21 protein-coding genes are annotated in these 19,785 nt (G+C 66.1%); 12 read left to right on the forward strand and 9 right to left on the reverse strand.

The window, feature by feature from the left end; genetic code table 11:
• Positions 1–17 precede the first annotated feature (17 nt).
• From O3299_RS01090 to O3299_RS01110, 5 genes are all read left to right on the forward strand, one after another.
• Positions 18–695 carry an amino acid ABC transporter permease gene (locus tag O3299_RS01090; protein ID WP_305061308.1) on the forward strand — a complete coding sequence of 226 codons (678 nt, stop codon included), beginning with the start codon at positions 18–20 and terminating at the stop codon, positions 693–695.
• A complete protein-coding gene (locus O3299_RS01095) occupies positions 695–1,387 on the forward strand; it encodes an amino acid ABC transporter permease (RefSeq protein WP_305061309.1) in 693 nt (230 codons plus the stop codon). The genes O3299_RS01090 and O3299_RS01095 overlap by 1 nt, the downstream gene beginning before the upstream one ends.
• Complete coding sequence (locus tag O3299_RS01100) at positions 1,384–2,127, forward strand: amino acid ABC transporter ATP-binding protein (RefSeq protein ID WP_305061310.1); 744 nt, start codon at positions 1,384–1,386, stop codon at positions 2,125–2,127. Before O3299_RS01095 ends, O3299_RS01100 begins: the two co-directional genes overlap by 4 nt.
• Before the next feature lie 126 nt (positions 2,128–2,253).
• Entirely contained in the window at positions 2,254–2,820 is a 567-nt protein-coding gene (locus O3299_RS01105; protein ID WP_099664866.1) for a glycine zipper domain-containing protein, read from the forward strand.
• A 196-nt stretch (positions 2,821–3,016) separates the two neighbouring features.
• The gene (locus O3299_RS01110) at positions 3,017–3,376 is read left to right on the forward strand and encodes a hypothetical protein (protein ID WP_077401630.1); all 360 of its coding nucleotides are present in this window, start codon (positions 3,017–3,019) and stop codon (positions 3,374–3,376) included.
• Between the two features lie 21 nt (positions 3,377–3,397).
• Here O3299_RS01110 and O3299_RS01115 read toward each other — a convergent pair whose 3' ends face one another.
• Complete coding sequence (locus O3299_RS01115; RefSeq protein WP_305061311.1) at positions 3,398–4,264, reverse strand: universal stress protein; 867 nt, start codon at positions 4,262–4,264, stop codon at positions 3,398–3,400.
• Between the two features lie 86 nt (positions 4,265–4,350).
• On the reverse strand, positions 4,351–4,671 hold the full coding sequence (locus tag O3299_RS01120) for a hypothetical protein (protein WP_305061312.1): 321 nt from the start codon (positions 4,669–4,671) through the stop codon (positions 4,351–4,353).
• 232 nt (positions 4,672–4,903) lie between these two features.
• Here O3299_RS01120 and phbB point away from each other — a divergent pair, with 232 nt between their 5' ends.
• Positions 4,904–5,650, forward strand: coding sequence for an acetoacetyl-CoA reductase (gene phbB / locus O3299_RS01125; RefSeq protein WP_289899229.1), 747 nt, complete (start codon positions 4,904–4,906; stop codon positions 5,648–5,650).
• Between the two features lie 187 nt (positions 5,651–5,837).
• On the opposite strand, the gene O3299_RS01130 is transcribed toward phbB, so the two are convergent.
• From O3299_RS01130 to O3299_RS01155, 6 genes are all read right to left on the reverse strand, one after another.
• Entirely contained in the window at positions 5,838–6,209 is a 372-nt protein-coding gene (locus O3299_RS01130) for a TraR/DksA family transcriptional regulator (RefSeq protein ID WP_251350759.1), read from the reverse strand.
• A gap of 109 nt (positions 6,210–6,318) precedes the next feature.
• Positions 6,319–6,735: a VOC family protein gene (locus O3299_RS01135; protein WP_289899228.1), complete on the reverse strand. Its 417-nt coding sequence runs from the start codon at positions 6,733–6,735 to the stop codon at positions 6,319–6,321.
• Between the two features lie 83 nt (positions 6,736–6,818).
• Positions 6,819–7,280: a hypothetical protein gene (locus O3299_RS01140; protein WP_099664860.1), complete on the reverse strand. Its 462-nt coding sequence runs from the start codon at positions 7,278–7,280 to the stop codon at positions 6,819–6,821.
• Positions 7,265–8,083 carry a hypothetical protein gene (locus O3299_RS01145; RefSeq protein WP_305053472.1) on the reverse strand — a complete coding sequence of 273 codons (819 nt, stop codon included), beginning with the start codon at positions 8,081–8,083 and terminating at the stop codon, positions 7,265–7,267. The genes O3299_RS01140 and O3299_RS01145 overlap by 16 nt, the downstream gene beginning before the upstream one ends.
• 88 nt (positions 8,084–8,171) lie before the next feature.
• Positions 8,172–8,972, reverse strand: coding sequence for a 2-oxo-tetronate isomerase (otnI, locus tag O3299_RS01150; RefSeq protein ID WP_251350756.1), 801 nt, complete (start codon positions 8,970–8,972; stop codon positions 8,172–8,174).
• Between the two features lie 243 nt (positions 8,973–9,215).
• Positions 9,216–10,586, reverse strand: coding sequence for a DEAD/DEAH box helicase (locus O3299_RS01155; protein ID WP_305061313.1), 1,371 nt, complete (start codon positions 10,584–10,586; stop codon positions 9,216–9,218).
• 291 nt (positions 10,587–10,877) lie between these two features.
• Between O3299_RS01155 and O3299_RS01160 the strand changes: the two genes are divergently transcribed.
• The 4 genes from O3299_RS01160 (at position 10,878) to O3299_RS01175 (ending at position 16,740) form a co-directional block, all read left to right on the forward strand.
• The gene (locus O3299_RS01160; protein WP_305061314.1) at positions 10,878–12,599 is read left to right on the forward strand and encodes a methyl-accepting chemotaxis protein; all 1,722 of its coding nucleotides are present in this window, start codon (positions 10,878–10,880) and stop codon (positions 12,597–12,599) included.
• A 94-nt stretch (positions 12,600–12,693) separates the two neighbouring features.
• Entirely contained in the window at positions 12,694–13,071 is a 378-nt protein-coding gene (locus tag O3299_RS01165; protein ID WP_251350755.1) for a BlaI/MecI/CopY family transcriptional regulator, read from the forward strand.
• A 3-nt stretch (positions 13,072–13,074) separates the two neighbouring features.
• Positions 13,075–14,502: a M23/M56 family metallopeptidase gene (locus O3299_RS01170; protein ID WP_305061315.1), complete on the forward strand. Its 1,428-nt coding sequence runs from the start codon at positions 13,075–13,077 to the stop codon at positions 14,500–14,502.
• A 102-nt stretch (positions 14,503–14,604) separates the two neighbouring features.
• Positions 14,605–16,740, forward strand: coding sequence for a TonB-dependent siderophore receptor (locus O3299_RS01175; protein ID WP_305061316.1), 2,136 nt, complete (start codon positions 14,605–14,607; stop codon positions 16,738–16,740).
• 2 nt (positions 16,741–16,742) lie between these two features.
• Here O3299_RS01175 and O3299_RS01180 read toward each other — a convergent pair whose 3' ends face one another.
• A complete protein-coding gene (locus O3299_RS01180) occupies positions 16,743–16,985 on the reverse strand; it encodes a hypothetical protein (RefSeq protein ID WP_305061317.1) in 243 nt (80 codons plus the stop codon).
• Positions 16,986–17,200: 215 nt separating this feature from the next.
• Here O3299_RS01180 and O3299_RS01185 point away from each other — a divergent pair, with 215 nt between their 5' ends.
• Together O3299_RS01185 and O3299_RS01190 are read left to right on the forward strand one after the other, a co-directional pair.
• Positions 17,201–17,854, forward strand: coding sequence for a hydrolase (locus O3299_RS01185; protein ID WP_251350751.1), 654 nt, complete (start codon positions 17,201–17,203; stop codon positions 17,852–17,854).
• A 70-nt stretch (positions 17,855–17,924) separates the two neighbouring features.
• A complete protein-coding gene (locus tag O3299_RS01190) occupies positions 17,925–19,775 on the forward strand; it encodes an amidohydrolase (RefSeq protein ID WP_305053467.1) in 1,851 nt (616 codons plus the stop codon).
• Positions 19,776–19,785 lie beyond the last annotated feature (10 nt).

Raw genomic sequence — 19,785 nt, forward strand, 5'->3', positions numbered from 1 at the left:
TTGCCTGACTCTTCCGCATGTTTGATCTGAACTTTTTGCTGGCCGGCGACTACCGCGACTGGTTGCTGTCCGGCTTGCTGCTGTCATTGCAACTGATGGGCATCACCTTGCTGTTGTCCTTGCCGCTGGCGTGCGGCGTGGCCATGCTGCGCCTGGCGCCGTCGCGCCTGCTCAACGGGCTGGGCGCCGCGTATGTCGAGCTGATCCGCAACGTGCCCTTGCTGGCCCACTTCCTGTTCTGGTATTTCGGCGCGCCCGAACTGTTGCCCGACGCCTGTAAGGAGCGCTTGTATGCCGGCAATATCGAAGCCGTCAGTGCCGTCACGGCCCTGACTTTATATACGGCCGCCTACATGGCGGAAGACATCCGCAGCGGCATCCGCGCCATTCCTGCCCAGCAATTCGAGGCGGGCCGGGCGCTGGGTTTCGGCTTTCTCGCCACCATGCGCCTGTGCATCGTGCCGCAAGCCTTGCGCCTGGCCGCGCCGCCGCTGCTGTCGCAAACCCTGAACCTGTGGCAAAACACCAGCATCGCCACCGTCATCGGCGTGGCCGAGCTGATGTACCAGACGCAGCGCGTGGAGGCGGCCTCGTTCCGCAGCGTGGAAGCGTTCGTCTTCGCCAGCGCGGCCTATCTGGCCGTTTCCCTGGTGATCGCGGGCCTGGCGGCCTCGCTGCAAAAGAAGGTGTCCTGATGCTGGAACTGATCCACGATTACTGGCTGTATTTCCTTGTGGGACGCTATCCCGAGGGGCCGCTGGGCGGCCTGGCGCTGACGGTGCTGCTGGCCAGCCTGGCGCTGGTGCTCAGCCTGCCGTTCGGCTTGCTGCTGGGGCTGGCGCGTTTGAGTCCCTGGCGCCTGCTGCGCTGGCCCGTCGCCGCGCTGATCCACGTGGTGCGAGGTATCCCCTTGCTGCTCGTCATCTTCTGGGCGTATTTCTTCCTGCCCAGCCTCACTGGCCATGAAAGCGGGCAATTCGGCACCATGCTGGCGGCCCTCGTCATCTTTGATGGCATCTATCTGGCGGAAATCGTGCGCGCCGGCGTGCAAGCGGTGCCGCGCGGACAGGTGGAGGCGGCCCGTTCGCTGGGCTTGAACTATCTGGACAGCATGCGCACGGTGGTGCTGCCGCAGGCGCTGCGCCACATGCTGCCGTCCCTGGTCAACCAGTTCGTCTCGACCATCAAGGAAACCTCGCTGGGATACATCATCGGCCTGGCCGAAGTGTCGTTCATCGCCTCGCAAGTCAGTGGCCTGGTGCTGACGAAACCCGTGCAAGTGTATTTCTTGCTGGGCATGACGTACTTTGTCTTATGTTTCAGCCTGTCGCGCGCCGCCTTCTGGCTCGAGCGGCGCCAGGCGCGACTCTTGAAAGCGGCTGCATGATTACCTTTGACAACGTCAACAAATACTATGGCGAGTATCACGCCTTGAGCGGCATCAATGAACACGTCGCCAAGGGCGAAGTGCTGGTCGTGTGCGGGCCGTCCGGTTCCGGCAAGTCCACCCTGATCCGCACCATCAACCGGCTGGAGCCGATCGCCTCGGGCCGCATCACGGTGGCGGGCCAGGACATCCACACGCCGGGGCTGGACGTGAACGCCTTCCGTTCGCATATCGGTTTTGTTTTCCAGCAATTCAACCTGTTTCCGCACCTTTCCGTGCTGGACAATTGCGCGCTGGCGCCGCAGCGCTTGCGCGGCCTGAGCCGCAAGCAAGCGGAAGAGCGGGCGCTGGCCCTGCTGGAACGGGTGGGCCTCGCGCACAAGGCGCGCGCCATGCCGGCGGCCCTGTCGGGCGGGCAGCAGCAGCGCGTGGCGATTGCCCGCGCGCTGGCCATGCAGCCGCCGCTGATGCTGTTCGATGAACCGACCAGCGCGCTGGACCCGGAAATGGTGGGCGAAGTGCTGCAAGTGATGCGCGACCTGGCGCAGGGCGGCATGACGATGGTGTGCGTGACGCATGAAATGGGCTTTGCGCGCGAAGTGGCGGACCGCGTGTGGTTCATGGATCACGGGCAAGTGCTGGAGCGGGCCGCGCCCGAGGATTTCTTTGCGCGGCCTCAACATGCGCGCGCGCAACAATTCCTGTCGGATATCCGTAGCCCCTTCAGCGCGTCTGCTTGAGTGAGCATATGATTGGGCATGGGAGTAAGCGGCTGTGTGCGTAAGCGAACGGTATCCTGGCGTTGTCTGGCGCACGCTATCGAGGCGGCGCATGGTGCGCCAGCAGCCGACGAGGAGGGCCGTATCATGTCACGCATCATCGCAGGTCATTTTCAGTTGCAGGAACAGATCGACGTCGCGCGCGCCGCGCTGAACCAGGCGGGCTTTTCCGACAGCCGCATCAGCGCCTTCTTTGTCAACCAGCCGGGGCAGCATGATCTGCACGCGCTGGGCGGCGACCGCGACATGTCGCCGGGCGCGAAGGAAACGCCGGAGGGCGTGGTGGAAGGCGTGGCCGTCGGGGCCGCCTTGGGCGCGGGCATCGGCGCGGCCACCGCCCTGGCGACAGGGCCGCTGGGTCCCGTCGTCGGGGCGCTGGTGGGCGCCCACGTGGGCTCGCTCTACAGTTTCAACAAGATGAAGGAAGCGGGCGAAGCCGAGAAGAATGGCGAAGACAACGGTGAAAACCGCCGCCAGCCACGCCATCCGGGCATGCTGATCGCCGTCGCGCTGGGCGGCCTCGACGAGCGCGAACGGGCGCTCGAGGCGCTGCACCGGCTGGGCGCCGAGCATATCGAGGAAGCGGAAGGCACGATCGCCAATGGCGACTGGCATGATTTCGATCCGCTCAGCATTCCCGTGCTGGTGGCGTGAATTGGCGCTTCTGTGGCGCAAGATGCATAAATTCCGCGCTGCATGAAATTTAGGTATGATCCTTGTTAGTATGAGTAATTATTGGTAAACAATGCCGACAGGGATAGTTTCCGCGCGCCCGAAGTGACACTGGACCAAGGTGACTGCCCGTAGTACTTGCCTCGCATGCTAACGAGTATGGATAGGAGGGCGCGTCATGACACAGGCATGGTTCATTCTGACACGGGCCGATGGGCGCGACATCTGCGCGCCCTCGCCGGCACAGCTGGCCGATGCGCTGGCCGAGGTGTACCGCGGCGGCGCCGTCACGCCGGACGGCAGCCCGGCCGCCGTCCTGTTGCGCTTTGGCTACGACGATGGCTTGATGTATCAGGTCGAGGTCGCTAGCGGAGGCGAAGTCACTTTCGAGGAATGGTCGGACCGCGATTGTGAAATCGCCCTGGCCACGCCACGCCACATGTCGGCCCTGCCGCAGGACGCGGCCCTGCAGCTGTGGCAGTGGCTGGCGCAGCGCCAGGTGGCGAAGATCCGCAGCCAGCCCTGGCAGGGCGGCTAGTCCTGCCATCAGTCCGCCCGCCTAGTGCGCCATCAGCACGGGGATCGTCATGCTTTGCAAGATCGTGCGCGTGACGCCGCCCAGGATGGTTTCGCGCAGGCGCGAATGGCCATATGCCCCCATCACCAGCAAGTCGGCCGACAGGTCGGCCGCCTGCGACAGCAGCGCTTCGCCGATATCGCCGCGCCGCACGCCTCCGCCGTCGAGCAAATGCAGCCGCGCTTCCACGCCGTGGCGCGCCAGGTAGTGCGTCAGTTCCGCGCCCGGCTGTTCGCCGTGCTCGGCGGCATGTACCTGGGCGTCGAAGATGGCCACGTGGACTTGTCCGGCGCGCTGCAGCAGGGGCAGGGCGGCGCTCACGGCGCGGCTCGCTTCCTTGCTGGCGTTCCAGGATATGAGCACATTGCGCGCGGCCGCCGGCGGCGCCAGCCGGGGCAGCGGCGGCGCATACGGCACGATCAGCACGGGACGGCCCGAATGCAGCAGCACATAGGCGGGAAAGTCGCGCATCACGGACGGCGATTTATCGCTGGCATTGTATTGACTGATGACAACCAGGTCCGCATAGCGGGCCAGCAGGCTGATGCCGCCCGCCGCCTCGTCGTCGAGCACGCGCTGCTCGAACGAAGCGACGCCGGCGGCGCGCACCTGCGCCTCGAAACCGTCGAGGGCGCGCGTCGCCCGCTCGCGCAGAAAATTGAGGTGCAAGCTCAGGTTCGGGTCCGCATCGAGGTCGGGCTGGTTCTGGTACAGCAGGCGCGACACGCCCGTCAGCGCCACGCCCGTCAGGTGGCCGCCGCACGCCTGGGCGATGCTGGCCGCCGCGTCGATGCGGGCGGCGCGCCCGGCGCTGTCGTCGACGTGGAGCAATACGGTCTTGTATGTCATGGCCTGTCCTCTCGCTGTGCAGTAGTGGCCATTCTGGCACAGTCCCGGGTGCCGGCCGCGCACGACTGCGGCCGGTGCTTGTTGCCTCAGCTCATGGCGATGATGATGATGTCGGCGTCGCAGTTGCGGTAATGAATCACGATGACGACGACGCGCCGCAATTGCGCCGTCTTTTGCGCCACCTCCGGCATGGCGCGGCTGGCGCGGTTCTTCATCGTCACCTGTACTTGCGAGGCATCGCTGACGGGGATGCCCATGGCTTTCAGCGCCGCTTTCGGATTGGCCATCAGGGCCAGCGCATGCTGTGGATCGAGCTCCGCCTGATGCACGGATTCCACGTCGCTCATGCCGGGATTGATATCGTTGAACAAGTCCCTCAATGCTTCTGTGTCGTCCTGGATTTCCATCGCGTTCTCCCTGTGAGTCTTACCGTCAAGCAAGGTTTGCACGACCTGCCTGTCGAGGTGCCATCACCTCTTTGAGGAGTATAATTTTGATAATTGTCTCTGCATGGATGCAGCGCAGACGGACGCTGCAATACGCAGGCTCAGCCTTTGATCTGGCGCAATGCCCGCTTCAAAAGTGCCACCTACACTTGATCCCACGCAGAACAACCATAACAAGCGGGGAGAGACAGCAATGAAGGAACAAAAGGTAGCACTGGTCACGGGCGGCATGGGCGGCCTGGGCACGGCCTTGTGCCGGCGCTTGCATGGGGCGGGCTTTGCCGTCGTGGCGGCGCATACGCCGGGCAATGCGCGGGTGGGCAGCTGGCTCGACGAGCAACAGGCGCAGCAGTATTATTTCCACCCGCTGGCCGTCGACGTGAGCGATTTCGATGCCTGCAGCGAGGCCGTGGCAAGCGTGCTGGCAAAGTTCGGTCGGATCGACGTGCTGGTCAACAACGCCGGCATCACGCGCGACCAGAGCATGCGCAAGATGGAATTGCCGCACTGGGCCGAGGTCATGCGCACCAATCTCGACAGCCTGTTCAACATGAGCAAGCAAGTGCTCGAACCGATGCTGGCCAACCGCTGGGGCCGCATCATCAATATCTCGTCCGTCAATGGCCAGAAGGGCGCGTTTGGCCAGTGCAACTATGCGGCCGCCAAGGCGGGCGTGCACGGCTTCAGCAAGGCGCTGGCGCTGGAAGTGGCACGCCACGGCATCACCGTCAACACGGTCTCGCCCGGCTACCTGCGCACGCAGATGGTGACGGCCGTGCCGGCCGATATCCTGGAAACGAAGATCCTGCCGCAGATTCCCCTGGGCCGCCTGGGCGAGCCGGACGAGGTGGCGGCCCTGGTCGCTTACCTGGCGTCCGACGAGGCGGCCTTCGTCACGGGCGCGAATATCGCCATCAATGGCGGGCAGCACATGAGTTGATCCGGCATGCAGCCGGATACTTGAAGCAGGGCAATGGCAGTAGAGGAGACCCGTCCACCCAGCCGGCGCACAGAAGCTGGCGGGGGACGCAAGGCAGCAGCAAGGAAGGAAAGCAGGGGGCAGGGCAGCGATGCCTTGCCCTTTGTCATGCAGCAACGGCTGGTGACATGCGGCGCCGCTGCCCGGCCTAGCGCTGGGCTTTTTCCAGCCGCGTCTGGCAATCGATGCACAGGCGCGCTTCGGGACGCGCATTCAGGCGCGACAGGCCGATGGCTTCGCCGCAGTTGTCGCACAGGCCGTAGCTGCCGTCGGCAAACTTGGCCAGCGCGTGCTTGATGATGGCCAGCTGCGCCACGTTGTGTTCGGCCGCTTCGCTGACGAGGGCATTCAAGGTGCGCACGCTGGCGTTGTCGGCCGGCGAGGCTTCGATTTCATTGAGCAGCGAGGCGCGCGCGTCCGCTTCGGCCGCTTCATTCTCGATCTGTTCCAGCAACGCCAGCTTGCGTTGCTCCAGCACGCCCTGCAGGCGCTGCAGCTGGTCTTGCGGCAATCCATTCATGGCCATCACCCGTTAAGAGTCTGTCCTATATGGTAGTCCAGGATGGGCGACTCTGCTTGCGCTACCACCCGCGCCGCGTTTGACGCGGCGCAGGCTGGCAGCGGCCGTTCTATGCTGGTTCTTTCAGGCAGTTGATCATCCAGGCGACGCCGAACTGGTCTTTCAGCATGCCGAAGCGCTTGGCCCAGAATGTTTCCGCCAGGGGCATCTGGATGGTGCCGTCGCGCGCCAGCGCGTCGAAGGCCCGTTCCGCCTCCTCCGGCGTGTCGACGGTCAGGCAAATCGCGCTGCCGCTCATGCCCTTGGCGCCCTCGTCGCAGCCGCCGTCCGAGCCCATCAGCATGGTCGGCCCCAGTTGCACGGAGCCGTGCATGATCTTGTCGTACCAGTCTTCCTTGACTTGTTCCTGGGCTGGCGAGCCCCGATACGGCATCAGGCACAGGTCGCTGCCATGCAGGTGCTGGCGGTAATATTCCAGCGCTTGCGCGCAGTTTCCATCGAATTGCAAATACGGTTCGATACGCATGTTGGTCTCCTCTGGTCATCGTCCCGCAGGCACGATTGCCAGGCGGGGACGTCCCAGTATAGGCGCTTGCCAGCCGATTTCAATCAGTCCGGCGCCATCTCTTGCAGCCGCTCACGCACCTTGCCCAGGGCGCCGAGGATGCGCTCGGGATTGCCGGCGAGAACGGCGCTGCCCAGGTGCAACAAGCTCGTCGCCAGGCTGATCCAGTGCCGCACGTCGTCGTTGCGGGCGATGCGCAAGCGCACCGTGTCGAGCAGGCCGCTGAGCTGGCGCTGCGCCGTTTCCAGGCCCGCCACCGTGTGCCCGGCCGCATCGGCATACAGCTGGTTGGCTTGCTGGCGCAAGGCCACTTCCAGGGCGAAGACGGCTTGCGCCTGGCTCAGGCTGATGCCGTTTCCCCCCTGGCTGGCGCGCTTGCGGATGGCGCGCATGACGGCGCCGTGCAAGGTGACGGCCGCCTGCGACAGGCTGTCGGCCAATTGCTCGACGCGCATGGCGCTGCTGAGAGCCGCTTCGCGGCGTTCGCTGCCTACCGATCCGTCCATCTTGCCTCCGTGGTGGTGAGGGCGGCGGCGAGCTGGGCGTGTTCACGCCCCAGTGCCGCCAGTTGCCGGCGTGCCAGGGTATGGCGCAGGCCAGCCAGGCGATATTCCTCGGTCTTGCTTTGCTGCATGTTTTTCGCCAGCACGGCCAGCAGGCGCTGCTGCGGCGTGTCCGCATACGCGATTTCCACGTCGAGCAAGCCGAGCACCATGTCGCGCTCGTTGTCGCCGCTCTTGTCGTACAGCGCCAGCAAGCTGTCGAGCGCGGCCAGCAGGGCTTGCAGCGGCGCATCGCCCTCGTGCAGTACTTGCGCCAGGTGCGCCTGCTGGCTGGCCGCGCCGCCCAGGCGCGATAGTTGCTGCAGCAACAAGGTGTAGGCGCTGACATGGCGGTCGTCGATGCCGCTGCCCGGCCAGGCGCGGATGGCGGCGCCGGCGCCGGCCAGTTCGGGCCGCACGTCATACGCATCGGCATCGGCCAGCCGGCCCAGCGCCTGCAGGTACAGGCGCACGGCTTGCGCCAGGCGCGCCACGTCCGCCTGCGCGGCGCGGCGCTGCGCATCGAGCAGGCGTTCGCGCGCGTCTTCGGTCGGCGACAGATAGGGGCGGGCGCGCTGGTAAGTGTCCACGTGGCGCTGCGCCAGTTCGTTGAAGGCGGTCAAGGCATCGGCGCCGGCCGCCAGGGCGCGCACTTGCGCCAGCTCGGGGCGCGCGGTGGCGCAGCCGCACAGCACGGCAGTCAGGAAGAGGCTCAGGCACAGCTTCAGGCAAAGGGCGCGGCGATGGCGGGCGGGCAGGGTGGACACGGCACCTCTCGACAGGAAATACTGTATGGAAAGGTATTGTCGTGCCGGCTTGCGCCGGCCGCCTTGTGCGGGCGCAAGCGCGCTGCGATCAGGCGCCCAGCGTGCCCGCTGTGCCCGTCAATTGCTCGCGCCAGCCCAGTCCCGCGACGGTATCGCTGGCGGGGCGGTATTCGCAGCCGACCCAGCCTGCGTAGCCGACCTGGTCCAGCAGTTTGAACAGATGGCGGTAGTTGATCTCGCCCGTGCCCGGTTCGTGGCGGCCCGGCGTGTCGGCGATCTGGATGTGGCGGATCAGGGGCAGCAGGGCGCGGATGGTGTTGCTCAGTTCCCCCTCCATGCGCTGCATGTGATAAATGTCGTATTGCAGGAAGACATTGCCGCGCTGGCAGTCGGCGATGATGTCGGCCGCCTGCTGGCTATGGTTCAGGAAGTAACCGGGCATGTCGTAGCGGTTGATCGGCTCGATCAGCACGTTGATGCCATGCGGACGGCAGGCGTCGGCCGCATATTGCAGGTTGGCAATCAGGCTTTGCCGCGCCCGCTCCAGGCTCATGCCGGGCGGCACGATGCCGGCCATGCAGTGCAACTGCTTCGCCCCCAGCGCCAGCGCGTAATTGAGCGCCAGTTGCACGTTGCCGCGAAATTCCTCGCCGCGGCGCGGATCGCAGGCGATGCCCCGCTCGCCGTGTTCCCAGTCGCCGGGCGGGAAGTTGAAGAGGGCCAGATGCAGCTGGTGGCGTTCCAGCCGCATGGCGATCTGCCGCGCCTCGACGGCATAGGGGAAAAGAAATTCGACGGCATCGAAGCCCGCTTCCCTGGCGGCGGCAAAGCGGTCCAGGAAGGGCAGTTCGGTAAACATCATGCTGAGGTTGGCAGCGAAGTTCGGCATGGCAGCACGCAGGTGAGGATGATGGGCACTATCCTAGCCCAAATCGGCAAATGGTGGCGTGCATAAAAAAACCGTCCCAGGAGCAAGTCCTGGAACGGTTTTATTGTATTTTTAATACAGGTAAACGGGGCCTGAAAGCGTAGCGAGCGGGAGTGATATTGCGTCGAGTCGCGCAGCCGTACAAGAGTACGGCGAGCAACGCAAACGCCATAGCGCCCCGCGCAGTAGCTTTAAGGCCGCGTTTTAGCGGCCGCGGCCGCCGGAGCGATGGTTCGCCGCCGAACGCGGCGCATTGCCCGAACGGTTGCCGCCGCCACCGCCGCCCGATGGGCCGGCGCTGCGTGGCTTGGCGCCGCTGCCGCCCGTTTTCACGCGCACCACGGCGCCCGCTGGCGCGCGGCTGTTGTTGCGGTGACCGCCGGTGCCGCTGCGCAATTGCACAGGCTGGGCGCGGGCGTTCAGGTCCGGCTCGAAGCCTTCGATGACTTCGCGCGGCAGGGTTTGCTTGATCAGCTTTTCGATGTCTTTCAACATTTCGTGCTCATCCACGCAAACCAGCGACACGGCTTCGCCCTTGGCGCCGGCACGGCCCGTGCGGCCGATACGGTGCACATAGTCTTCCGGAATGTTCGGCAAGTCGTAGTTGACGACGTGCGGCAACTGGTCGATATCGATACCGCGCGCGGCGATGTCGGTGGCGACCAGCACTTGCAGGGTGCCATCCTTGAACTCGGACAGCGCGCGCGTGCGTGCCGACTGGCTCTTGTTGCCGTGGATGGCCAGGGCGCCGATGCCGTCCACGCCCAGCTGCTCGACCAGTTTATTCGCGCCATGCTTGGTGCGCGTAAATACCAGCACTTGCGTCCAGTTGTTCGACTTGATCAGGTAGGACAGCATCGGGTGCTTCTTGTCGCGGTCGACGGGATGGATCTTTTGCTTGATCACTTCCACGGTCGAATTGCGGCGCGCCACTTCGATCATGGCCGGCTTGTTCAGCAAGCCGTCGGCCAGGGCCTTGATCTCTTCCGAGAACGTGGCCGAGAACAGCAGGTTCTGGCGTTTTGGCGGCAGCACGGCCAGCACTTTCTTGATGTCGCGGATGAAACCCATGTCCAGCATGCGGTCGGCTTCGTCCAGGATCAGGATTTCCACTTTCGACAGGTCGACGGTGCCCTGGCCCATGTGGTCCAGCAAGCGGCCCGGCGTGGCGACGAGGATGTCGACGCCATGTTTCAGTTGCTTGATCTGCGGGTTGATGCCGACGCCGCCGAAGATCACGGCCGAGTTCAATTTCGTGTACTTGCTGTAGGCGCGCACGCTTTCCTCGACCTGCGCGGCGAGTTCGCGCGTCGGTGCCAGGATCAGGGCGCGGATCGGGCGCGTCGAGGTGTTGCTGGTGATGGCCGCGCCATTGGCGTCGGTCGACAGGCGGTGCAGCACGGGCAGGGTGAAGCCGGCCGTCTTGCCGGTACCGGTTTGTGCGCCGGCCAGCAAGTCGCCGCCAGCCAGCACGGCGGGAATCGCCTGCGACTGGATCGGGGTCGGCACGGTGTAGCCGTGTTCGGTAACGGCACGTACGATAGCGTCGGACAATCCGAGGGAGGAAAAGGACATGGTAACTTTATTGTGAGATCGGCCTGTCGCCATCGTGGGGCGCCAGTCGCAGGCAATCAGATTAGGGGTCGAAAGACAGCGGCAAGGGGACTGGTCATATGTGCCGCACACGCGAAGTATAACAGCATGGCAAAAACGCGCCTGTTTTGTTTCAGGTTTGCAATGCCGCAAGTAAAGAAAAATGCGGCAAGGGCGCGCTGCCCTGGCGTAAATCTGGGTAGAATTCCCGCCTGCACCCCTTGCGCGGGGGGATCGCCGCGCTGCCGGGGTTCTTGTTCCTGGAGGAATACCATGCGCATTGCCGACCTTCGCATCGCCACCCGCCTGTACGGCGGCTTCGGCGCCATTGTCTTGCTGCTGGCCGTCCTGGTCGCGGTAGCCACCTTGAATTTCTCGAAACTGGCCGACGCCAACGCCATCAATACCCACACCTACCAGGTGCTCGGTGAAAATGATGCCATCCTGGAAAGCCTGATCAATATGGAAACGGGGCAGCGCGGCTACGTGATCACGGGCGCGGAGGCGTCGCTGGAACCCTACACCGTGGGCAAGACTTCGTTTCGCAGCCACCTCGACAAGACGCGCGCCTTGACCAGCGACAATCCTGTCCAGCAGCAACGCCTGGCGAAACTCGATGCCGCCCAGCAAGCCTGGCTGGCCGGCGCGCTCGACCCCGTGATCGCGCTGCGGCGCGCCGTGGCGCAGGGCACGGCCCCCATCGAGCCCGTGCTGGCGCTGGAAAAAGAGGGTCGGGGCAAGCAGGGCATGGACGCCATGCGCGCGTTGCTGAAGGAAGTGGGCGACGCGGAAACGGCGCTGCTGGCGCAGCGTTCGCAGGCGCTGGCGGGCTTGCAGGCGCAGACGCGCTGGGTCTTGCTGGGCGGCGGCGCGGTGGCCGTGTTGCTGGCCGGCATGATTGCCATGTGGCTGGCCAGAAATATCAGCCGGCCCCTGCGTTCGGCCATCGAGGTGGCCAGGCAGGTGGCGCAGGGCGACTTGACGGTGCCGGTGGCGGTGGCTTCGAAGGATGAGACGGGCGAGCTGATGCAGGCCTTGCAGGACATGACGGCCAGCCTGCTGCGTATCGTCACCGAGGTGCGCAGCGGCACGCAAACCATCGCCACGGCCTCGCGCCAGATCGCTTCGGGCAACCTCGACCTGTCGGCGCGCACGGAACAGCAAGCCAGTTCGCTGGAAGAGACGGCGTCGTCGATGGAAGAACTGACGGGCACGGTCCAGCAGAATGCGCAGAACGCCCACGAAGCCAATGGCCTGGCCGCGTCGGCCGAGTCCGTGGCGGGCAAGGGCGGCGCGGTGGTGGCGCAAGTGGTCGACACCATGGGTTCGATCAACGATTCCTCGCGCAAGATCGTCGACATCATCGGCGTGATCGACGGCATCGCCTTCCAGACGAATATCCTGGCCTTGAACGCGGCCGTGGAAGCGGCCCGGGCGGGCGAGCAGGGGCGCGGCTTTGCCGTCGTCGCCACGGAAGTGCGCAATCTGGCACAACGTTCGGCCAGTGCCGCCAGGGAAATCAAGGCCCTCATCAACGATTCCGTGGCACAGGTGGAGAGCGGCGCGCGCCTGGTCGACGAGGCGGGCCGCACGATGCACGAGATCGTCGACAGCGTGCACAAGGTCAGCAGCATCGTCGGGCATATCTCGGCCGCCAGCGACGAGCAGCGCTACGGCATTGAGCAAGTCAACCGGGCCATCGGCCAGATGGACCAGGTGACGCAGCAAAACGCTGCGCTGGTGGAAGAGGCGGCCGCGGCGGCCGAAGCCATGCAGGAGCAGGCGGCCCGCCTGGCCGACGCCGTGGCCGTGTTCAAGACGGCGCAGGCGGCCGCCACGCCGGCGCTGGCGTCCCGGCCCGACGCGCGCCGCCCCGTGCCGCTCAAGGCGGCGCGCGCCGCCGCCCGCCTGCCCGCCAAGAAGGCCGCGCCCCGTGCGCCGCAATTTTCGACCAGGAAACAGCGTCCGGCGGACGATGCGTGGGACGAGTTCTAGGGCGCCAGTGCATGCGACAGGTGTCGCAAATAGCGCTTGCGTGCGTGTGACTGTTGTCGCATAATTGTGTCAACAGTCACTAGAAGGAATCGCCATGAGCACGCCCTCCGTCACCGAACTATCGTTACTGAAAGCCCTGTGGAAAGAGCAGCCGCTGTCCGCGCGTGAATTGCACGCCCGCGTGGAAGAGGAGCTGGGCTGGTCGTTTTCGTCCACGCGCAAGACCGTGGAGCGCATGCTGGACAAGGGCATGTTGCTGCAGCGCAGCGTGCATGGCGTGCTCGTGTATGAAGCCAACGCGGACAAGGTGGCCACCCTGGCCGCGTTCGCCCATGACTTCGGCCGCCGCGTGATGGAAATCGACAGCCCCTTGCCGGTCAGTATGTTTACAGGCAGCAAGCTGGTGGACCAGCAGGAGCTGGCGGCGCTGGAGCAGTTGCTGCACGACTGGCCTCTGGACGGCAAGGAGTAAGCGATGAGCTTGTTTCCCCTGACCTTGCTGCAGGCGACGGCCGCCTGCCTGCTGAGCGGCTGGCTGCTGCAAGGCTTGCTGTACCTGGCGCAACGGCGCTGGCCCGCGCTGGCGGCCCAGCGCAGCGTGTGGCTGGGCGCCCAGCTGGTGCTGGCTGCCGCATTCGTGCTGCCGTTGCTGCCTGACGCGCGGCAACTGAGCGTGGTGCCCGAGCTGAGCGTGCCCGTTTCCCTGGCCAGCGCAGCGTCCGGCGTGCCGCTGGCCGTGGATGCGCCAGCGGCCGGGCTGCCATCCGGCGCTTCCTGGCTGTCCCTGGTGCCGGCTGCCTGGGGCCTCGTCTATCTGCTGGGCGTCGCTTGCACGGCCTGGCGCTGGCAGCGCGGCCGCGCCACGTTGCGCACTTTGCTGCGGCTGGCGCAGCGGCGCCGCCTGCATGGCACGGATGTGCTGGAAGTGGATGCGCCGATCTCGCCGATGCTGGTGGGCGTGTGGCGGCCGCGTTTGCTGCTGCCGGCGCACCTGGCGCAATTTACGCCGGAACAGCAGCAGATGGTGATCGCCCATGAGCTGACCCATGCACGCCGCCGCGATCCCATGCTATTGCTGCTGGCCACCATGCTGCAGGCGTTGCTGTGGTTTCATCCGGCCGCGCGCTGGCTGGCCGGCAAGCTGGCCTGGGCGCAGGAGCTTGGTTGCGACCGCCAGGTCCTGGCCGGCCTCCCCGCGCGCCAGCGCCAGCAATATGCGGCGGCGCTGGTGAAGCAGCTGGGCTTGCAGGCCCAGCCGTTGCCGGGACTGGCGTTTGGCGGCGGCGGCATGGCCGAGCGCCTGCTGCGCATGCGCGACGGGCAGGAGCGGCTGCCTCCCGCCTTGCGGCTGCTGACGGTGCTGCTGTTGTGCGCTATCGGCGCGGCCAGCCTGGCGCTGCAGCCGGCACTGGCGTGGACGGTGGCTGCCGCGCCTGCAGCCATGCCCGCCGCGCCAGCCCCGGCGCCCACCGCCTGGCGCAATCCCCTGGATATCATGCGCGTGACGGGCTTCTTTGGCGTGGTGCGCGAGATCACGCCGCAAGGCCATGGCGGCATCGATCTGGGCGCCAGGCGGGGCACGCCCGTGCATGCGGCGGCCGACGGCATCGCCAGCGTCAGCGAGGATGCGCGCCTCGGCAAGGCCGTGCGCATCGACCATGGCGGCGGCGTCGAATCGCTGTATGCCCATCTCGACCGGGTCACGCTCACTACCGGCATGGCCGTCACGGCGGGGCAGTCCATCGGCACGGTGGGCGCGACGGGCCTGGCGACGGGGCCGCACCTGCATTTCCAGGTCACCCGCAGCGGGCGCCTGCAGGATCCGCAGCAGTGGCTCGCGGGCCTCGACGCCAACGCCAGCGCGCGGGCCCTGCGCATGCGCAAGCAGCAGTTCGGCCGCTGACGCCTGTTTTTGACTGCAGGCCGGGCGGGCGCGGCGCGCCTGGCCCGGCAACCATTCATCCGGCAAGCACTATCCGGTAACCGTCACCTTTCTGGAATTCCCATGCGATTGAGTATTTTCCTGTGCAGCCTCGCGCTGCCGTTGACGGCGCACGTCCGTGCCGAAGACACCGTTCCTTCCGTGACGGTCAATGCGGGCAAGCTGGAGCAGCGCCGCAACGATACCGTCGCCGGCATCGTTGTCGGCCACGATGAGCTGATACGCCAGGGCGACCGCGTCCTGTCCGATGCCTTGAAGCGCCTGCCCGGCATTACCATCGGTGCGCCGCCCGGCACGGGGCAGGGCGGGCAGCTCCAGCTGCGGGGGCTGGGACAGGGCTACACCCTCGTCATGCTCGACGGCGACCCCGTGCCGGCCGGTTTTTCGCTGGACGCGCTGGACCCGGAACTGGTCGAGCGCGTGGAAATCATGCGCGCCGCCACGGCGGAATTTTCCGCCCAGGCGATCGCCGGCTCCATCAATATCGTGCTGAAGAAATCAGCCAAGCGGCGCGAGCGCACCTACAAGCTGGGCGGCTCGGCCAGCAACGGCATGCCCGCCGGCAGCGCCACCGTGCAATGGTCTAGCCAGGACGGGCGCCTGTCGTACGCGCTGGCCGGCACGCTTGGCCACACGGGGCGCCGCGGGTTGCTCGATGAATGGAGCCGCGAATATGCGGCCGGCGGCACGCCCACCGTGGTGCGCCGCATGCCGCTGACCGAGCGCGTGACCAGCGACACGTTCGAGCTGGCGCCCCGCCTGCAATGGGCGCTGGCGGGCGAAGACAGCCTGGCCTGGCAAAGCCTGCTCAATGTGCGTCGCCTGGCCAGCCGCCGCCATGTGGTGGAAGCGGCTTACCTGGGCGGCCACACCGGCTATCCGGACAACGACGCCGCCTTCGACCAGGACAGCAGCACCGTGCGCAGCGACCTGCGTTGGCTGCGCAAGCTGGAAGCTGGCGCCAGCCTCGATGTGAAACTGGGTGTCGATATCAACCACCGTGGCAGCGATTACCTGTTCCGGGGCGTGGGCGCTCTGCCTGGGCCGGCGAATGTGCGCCTGGTCGATGCGGGCGTGGACGATGTGGGCGTGCAGGCCAGCGGCACCTACCGCCGGACGCTGGGCGAAGGGCACGCGCTGGCGGCGGGCTGGGATGGGGGCCGCCGGCGGCGCGCGGAGTATCGCCGCGAGCGCCAGCTGGAGCCGGGCGGGCCGCCCGTCCTGCCGGACGCGGACTACGCGGTCACGGTGCGGCGCCTGGCCCTGTTCGCGCAGGATGAGTGGGATGTCTCCGCGCGCTGGTCGCTGTACCTGGGCCTGCGCTGGGAAACCTGGCGCACGGCCAGCGCCACCGGTGGCGCGGACCCTGTCGACGTGCGCGCGCAGGTATGGAGTCCCGTGCTGCAAAGCCTGTGGAAGTTCGCCGGCAAGGACCAGGTGCGCCTGGCCGTCACGCGCACGTACAAGGCGCCGCAGATTTTCCAGCTGATCCCGCGCCCGTATGCGGTCGACAACGGCAATAGCCCCACGAATCCCGACAACCAGGGCAATCCCGCGCTGCGCCCGGAACTGGCGTGGGGCCTGGACGCGGCCTATGAATACTATCTGGGCGAGGGCGCCATGCTCAGTGCCAGCGCCACCTGGCGCCGCATCCGCGACGTGATGCTGGACCGGCTGTACCAGGACAACGGGCGCTGGGTGGCCACGCCCGCCAACAATGGCAGGGCGCAGGTGCGCGGCATCGAACTGGAAGCGAAGCTGCCGCTGGCGGTGCTGTTCCCCCGTGCCCCCGCGCTGGACCTGCGGGTGAATCTGGCGCGCAACTGGTCGGCGGTGGATGCCGTTCCCGGCCCGTACAACCGCCTCGATGGCCAGCTGCCGTGGAGCGCCAACCTGGGGGCGGACTACCAGCTGGCCAGCCGGCCGCTGACCGTGGGCGGCAACCTGCATTACCAGGCGGGAGGGCCGTCGCGCGAGTCAGGCCAGCTGCTGGCCTGGCAAGGCGCCCGGCGCGAACTCGATATGTATGCGCTGTGGAAGGTCAGCGGCACGCTGCGCCTGCGCGTGTCGGGCGCCAACCTGCTGCGGCAGGCGGACCGCACGCGCAGCCTGTACGCGGATGGCGGGGGCAGCGCGCTGCGCACGGTCGATACGGGCACCTACCGTAGCTGGCGGGTGATGCTGGAAGGCGGCCTGTAGCGTCAGTCGTCGACCTCCGCAACGGCGTAGTCCATGCCCTGCGCATCGAGCCAGGCGCGCACGGCGTCCAGGCCGTGCCACGGTTCCGGGCGCAGGTACTGGCATACATACAGGCCGGCCTCAGTCAGCCTGGCGTCCGTGCCGGGCATGCCGTCGGCCGCCTGCGGCAGCGCCGCCAGCAGTTGTTCGATGTGCTGGCGCTGGCCGGCCGTCAGGCTGGCCGCGATCCTGAATTCAAATCCCATGTTTTCCTCCGTGCGATTGGTTGCGGTGCGCTTATTTTATATCATCGAAAAAATCGAATATAGCTTGGCATTCTTTCCGTTTTTGTTTTCCTTTTTGTGCGTGCATACTGCCTGTCACTGACACGCAACATGGCAGCGCAAGAAGGAAAGCGCAAGATTGTGCGGGCCGGATACCACTACTTTGATATTCAATTATTTTCACTGAGGAAAACATCATGCCTATCGCTACCGCCCAAGCCGCCCAAAAACTGCTGACCCCGAACGACCATACCCTGATCATGATCGACCACCAGTCGCAGATGGCGTTCGCCACGCGCTCCATCGACCTGGCCTTGCTGCGCAACAATGCGGCCCTGGTCGCCAAGGCGGCCGCGGAATTCAAGGTGCCGACGATCCTGACGACGGTGGCGGCCAAATCGTTCTCCGGCCCTATTTTTGACGAAATCCAGTCCGTCTTCCCGGAACAGGCGCCCATCGACCGCACCAGCATGAATACCTGGGAAGATGCGCGCATCGCCGACAAGGTGAATGGCTACGGCAAGGGCAAGATCGTGCTGGCCGGCCTGTGGACGTCCGTGTGCATCGTCGGCCCCGCGCTGTCGGCGCTGGAGCAGGGTTTTGACGTGTACGTGATCGCCGACGCCAGCGGCGACGTCTCCGACGAAGCGCATGCGATGGCCATGCAGCGCATGATACAGGCGGGCGCGCAGCCGATGACGTCCGTGCAATACTTGCTGGAACTGCAGCGCGACTGGGCCCGCGGCGAGACCTACAACGAGACGGTGGCGACGGCCGTGGCGCACGGCGGCGGCTATGGCCTGGGCTTGATCTACGCCAAATCCATGTTCAATGCCAGCGAAGGCCATTGAGATTTTATTGATATCGCGCCACCGCCGCCCGCCGGCGGGGGCGTATCCTTCATCTGAATCGGGAGTTCCCATGCATGCACACACGATCTTGCTCAATGGCCGTTTCCACACGGTCGACAGGGCGCAGCCGCTGGCGTCCGCCGTCGCCATCGCCGATGGCAAATTTCTCGCCGTGGGCGACGTCGAGGACGTGATGCGTCATCGCGGCCCCGCCACGCAGGTGATCGACCTGGCTGGCCGCACCGTCATTCCCGGCCTGAACGACTCGCATTTGCACCTGATCCGCGGCGGCTTGAACTACAACCTGGAATTGCGCTGGGAAGGCGTGCCTTCGCTGGCCGACGCCTTGCGCATGCTCAAGGAACAGGCGCTGCGTACGCCGAACCCGCAATGGGTGCGCGTGGTGGGCGGCTGGACGGAATTCCAGTTCGCGGAAAAGCGCATGCCGACCCTCGATGAAATCAACGCGGCCGCGCCCGACACGCCCGTCTTCATCCTGCACCTGTACGACCGCGCCCTGCTGAACCGCGCCGCCCTGCGCGCCGTCGGCTACGACAAGAACACGCCGAACCCGCCCGGCGGCGAAATCGTGCGCGACGCGGCCGGCAACCCGACCGGCTTGCTGATCGCCCGTCCGAACGCCATGATTTTATATGCGACCCTGGCGAAAGGCCCGACCCTGCCGCGCGAATTGCAGGTCAATTCCACGCGCCAGTTCATGCGCGAATTGAACCGTTTGGGCATCACCAGCGCCATCGACGCGGGCGGCGGCTTCCAGAACTATCCCGAGGATTACGCCGTCGTCGACGAGCTGGCGCAAAAAGAGCAGCTGACCATCCGCATCGCCTACAACCTGTTTACGCAGAACAAGGGCGCCGAATTGCAGGACTTCCAGAAGTGGACGGGCATGGTCAAGCCCGGCGACGGCACGGACTTTTATCGTCACAACGGCGCCGGAGAGATGCTGGTGTTTTCCGCCGCCGACTTCGAGGATTTCCTCGAGCCGCGCCCGGAGCTGGCGGCCGGCATGGAAGACGAGCTGGAAAAGGTGGTGCGCCACCTGGTCGAGCAGCGCTGGCCGTTCCGCCTGCACGCCACCTATGACGAATCGATCGGCCGCATGCTCGACGTATTCGAAAAGGTCAACCGCGACACGCCGTTCGGCGGCTTGCACTGGCTGTTCGACCACGCGGAAACCATCAGCCCGAAAAATATCGACCGGGTCAAGGCGCTCGGCGGCGGCCTGGCCATCCAGCACCGCATGGCTTTCCAGGGCGAGTACTTCGTCGAGCGCTATGGCGCCGAGGCGGCGAAGGCCACGCCGCCCGTGCAGCGCATGCTGGACGCGGGCGTGCCCGTGGGCGGCGGCACGGACGCCACGCGCGTGGCCAGCTACAACCCGTGGACGGCGCTGTACTGGCTCGTGTCGGGGCGCACCGTGGGCGGCCTGGCCCTGACGGATGCGGCGGGGCGCCTGTCGCGCGACACGGCGCTGGAACTGTGGACGGCGGGCAGCGCCTGGTTTTCCAGCGAGCAAGGCAAGAAGGGGCGCATCCGCGAGGGCATGCTGGCCGACCTGTCCGTGCTGTCGGCCGATTATTTCGCGGTGCCGGAAGAGGCGATCAAGTCCATCGAATCCGTGCTCACCATCGTCGGCGGCAAGGTCGTCTACGGCCAGGCGGAATTCACGACCCTGGCGCCGCCCCCGATTCCCGTGCTGCCCGAGTGGTCGCCCGTGCGCGCGGTGCCGGGCCATTACCGGCCCGTGGCCAGGCCGGCGCAGGCGGCCATGCCGCACCAGTGCGCGGGCGCCTGCGGCGTGCACGCCCATGCCCACGACCGGGCGCGCAAGTCGGCCGTGCCGATCAGCGATTTTTCCGGCTTCTGGGGCACGCTGGGTTGCAGCTGCTTCGCTTTCTAGTAGAGGACAG

This window comes from Janthinobacterium sp. SUN176 (assembly GCF_030587335.1).
Lineage (GTDB): Bacteria > Pseudomonadota > Gammaproteobacteria > Burkholderiales > Burkholderiaceae_D > Janthinobacterium > Janthinobacterium kumbetense.

Coding starts and splice junctions, on each gene's coding strand:
- O3299_RS01090 (WP_305061308.1), top strand. CDS start 18: ATGTTTGATCTGAACTTTTTGCTGGCCGGCGACTACCGCGACTGGTTG.
- O3299_RS01095 (WP_305061309.1), top strand. CDS start 695: ATGCTGGAACTGATCCACGATTACTGGCTGTATTTCCTTGTGGGACGC.
- O3299_RS01100 (WP_305061310.1), top strand. CDS start 1,384: ATGATTACCTTTGACAACGTCAACAAATACTATGGCGAGTATCACGCC.
- O3299_RS01105 (WP_099664866.1), top strand. CDS start 2,254: ATGTCACGCATCATCGCAGGTCATTTTCAGTTGCAGGAACAGATCGAC.
- O3299_RS01110 (WP_077401630.1), top strand. CDS start 3,017: ATGACACAGGCATGGTTCATTCTGACACGGGCCGATGGGCGCGACATC.
- O3299_RS01115 (WP_305061311.1), bottom strand. CDS start 4,264: ATGACATACAAGACCGTATTGCTCCACGTCGACGACAGCGCCGGGCGC.
- O3299_RS01120 (WP_305061312.1), bottom strand. CDS start 4,671: ATGGAAATCCAGGACGACACAGAAGCATTGAGGGACTTGTTCAACGAT.
- phbB (WP_289899229.1), top strand. CDS start 4,904: ATGAAGGAACAAAAGGTAGCACTGGTCACGGGCGGCATGGGCGGCCTG.
- O3299_RS01130 (WP_251350759.1), bottom strand. CDS start 6,209: ATGAATGGATTGCCGCAAGACCAGCTGCAGCGCCTGCAGGGCGTGCTG.
- O3299_RS01135 (WP_289899228.1), bottom strand. CDS start 6,735: ATGCGTATCGAACCGTATTTGCAATTCGATGGAAACTGCGCGCAAGCG.
- O3299_RS01140 (WP_099664860.1), bottom strand. CDS start 7,280: ATGGACGGATCGGTAGGCAGCGAACGCCGCGAAGCGGCTCTCAGCAGC.
- otnI (WP_251350756.1), bottom strand. CDS start 8,972: ATGCCGAACTTCGCTGCCAACCTCAGCATGATGTTTACCGAACTGCCC.
- O3299_RS01155 (WP_305061313.1), bottom strand. CDS start 10,586: ATGTCCTTTTCCTCCCTCGGATTGTCCGACGCTATCGTACGTGCCGTT.
- O3299_RS01160 (WP_305061314.1), top strand. CDS start 10,878: ATGCGCATTGCCGACCTTCGCATCGCCACCCGCCTGTACGGCGGCTTC.
- O3299_RS01165 (WP_251350755.1), top strand. CDS start 12,694: ATGAGCACGCCCTCCGTCACCGAACTATCGTTACTGAAAGCCCTGTGG.
- O3299_RS01170 (WP_305061315.1), top strand. CDS start 13,075: ATGAGCTTGTTTCCCCTGACCTTGCTGCAGGCGACGGCCGCCTGCCTG.
- O3299_RS01175 (WP_305061316.1), top strand. CDS start 14,605: ATGCGATTGAGTATTTTCCTGTGCAGCCTCGCGCTGCCGTTGACGGCG.
- O3299_RS01180 (WP_305061317.1), bottom strand. CDS start 16,985: ATGGGATTTGAATTCAGGATCGCGGCCAGCCTGACGGCCGGCCAGCGC.
- O3299_RS01185 (WP_251350751.1), top strand. CDS start 17,201: ATGCCTATCGCTACCGCCCAAGCCGCCCAAAAACTGCTGACCCCGAAC.
- O3299_RS01190 (WP_305053467.1), top strand. CDS start 17,925: ATGCATGCACACACGATCTTGCTCAATGGCCGTTTCCACACGGTCGAC.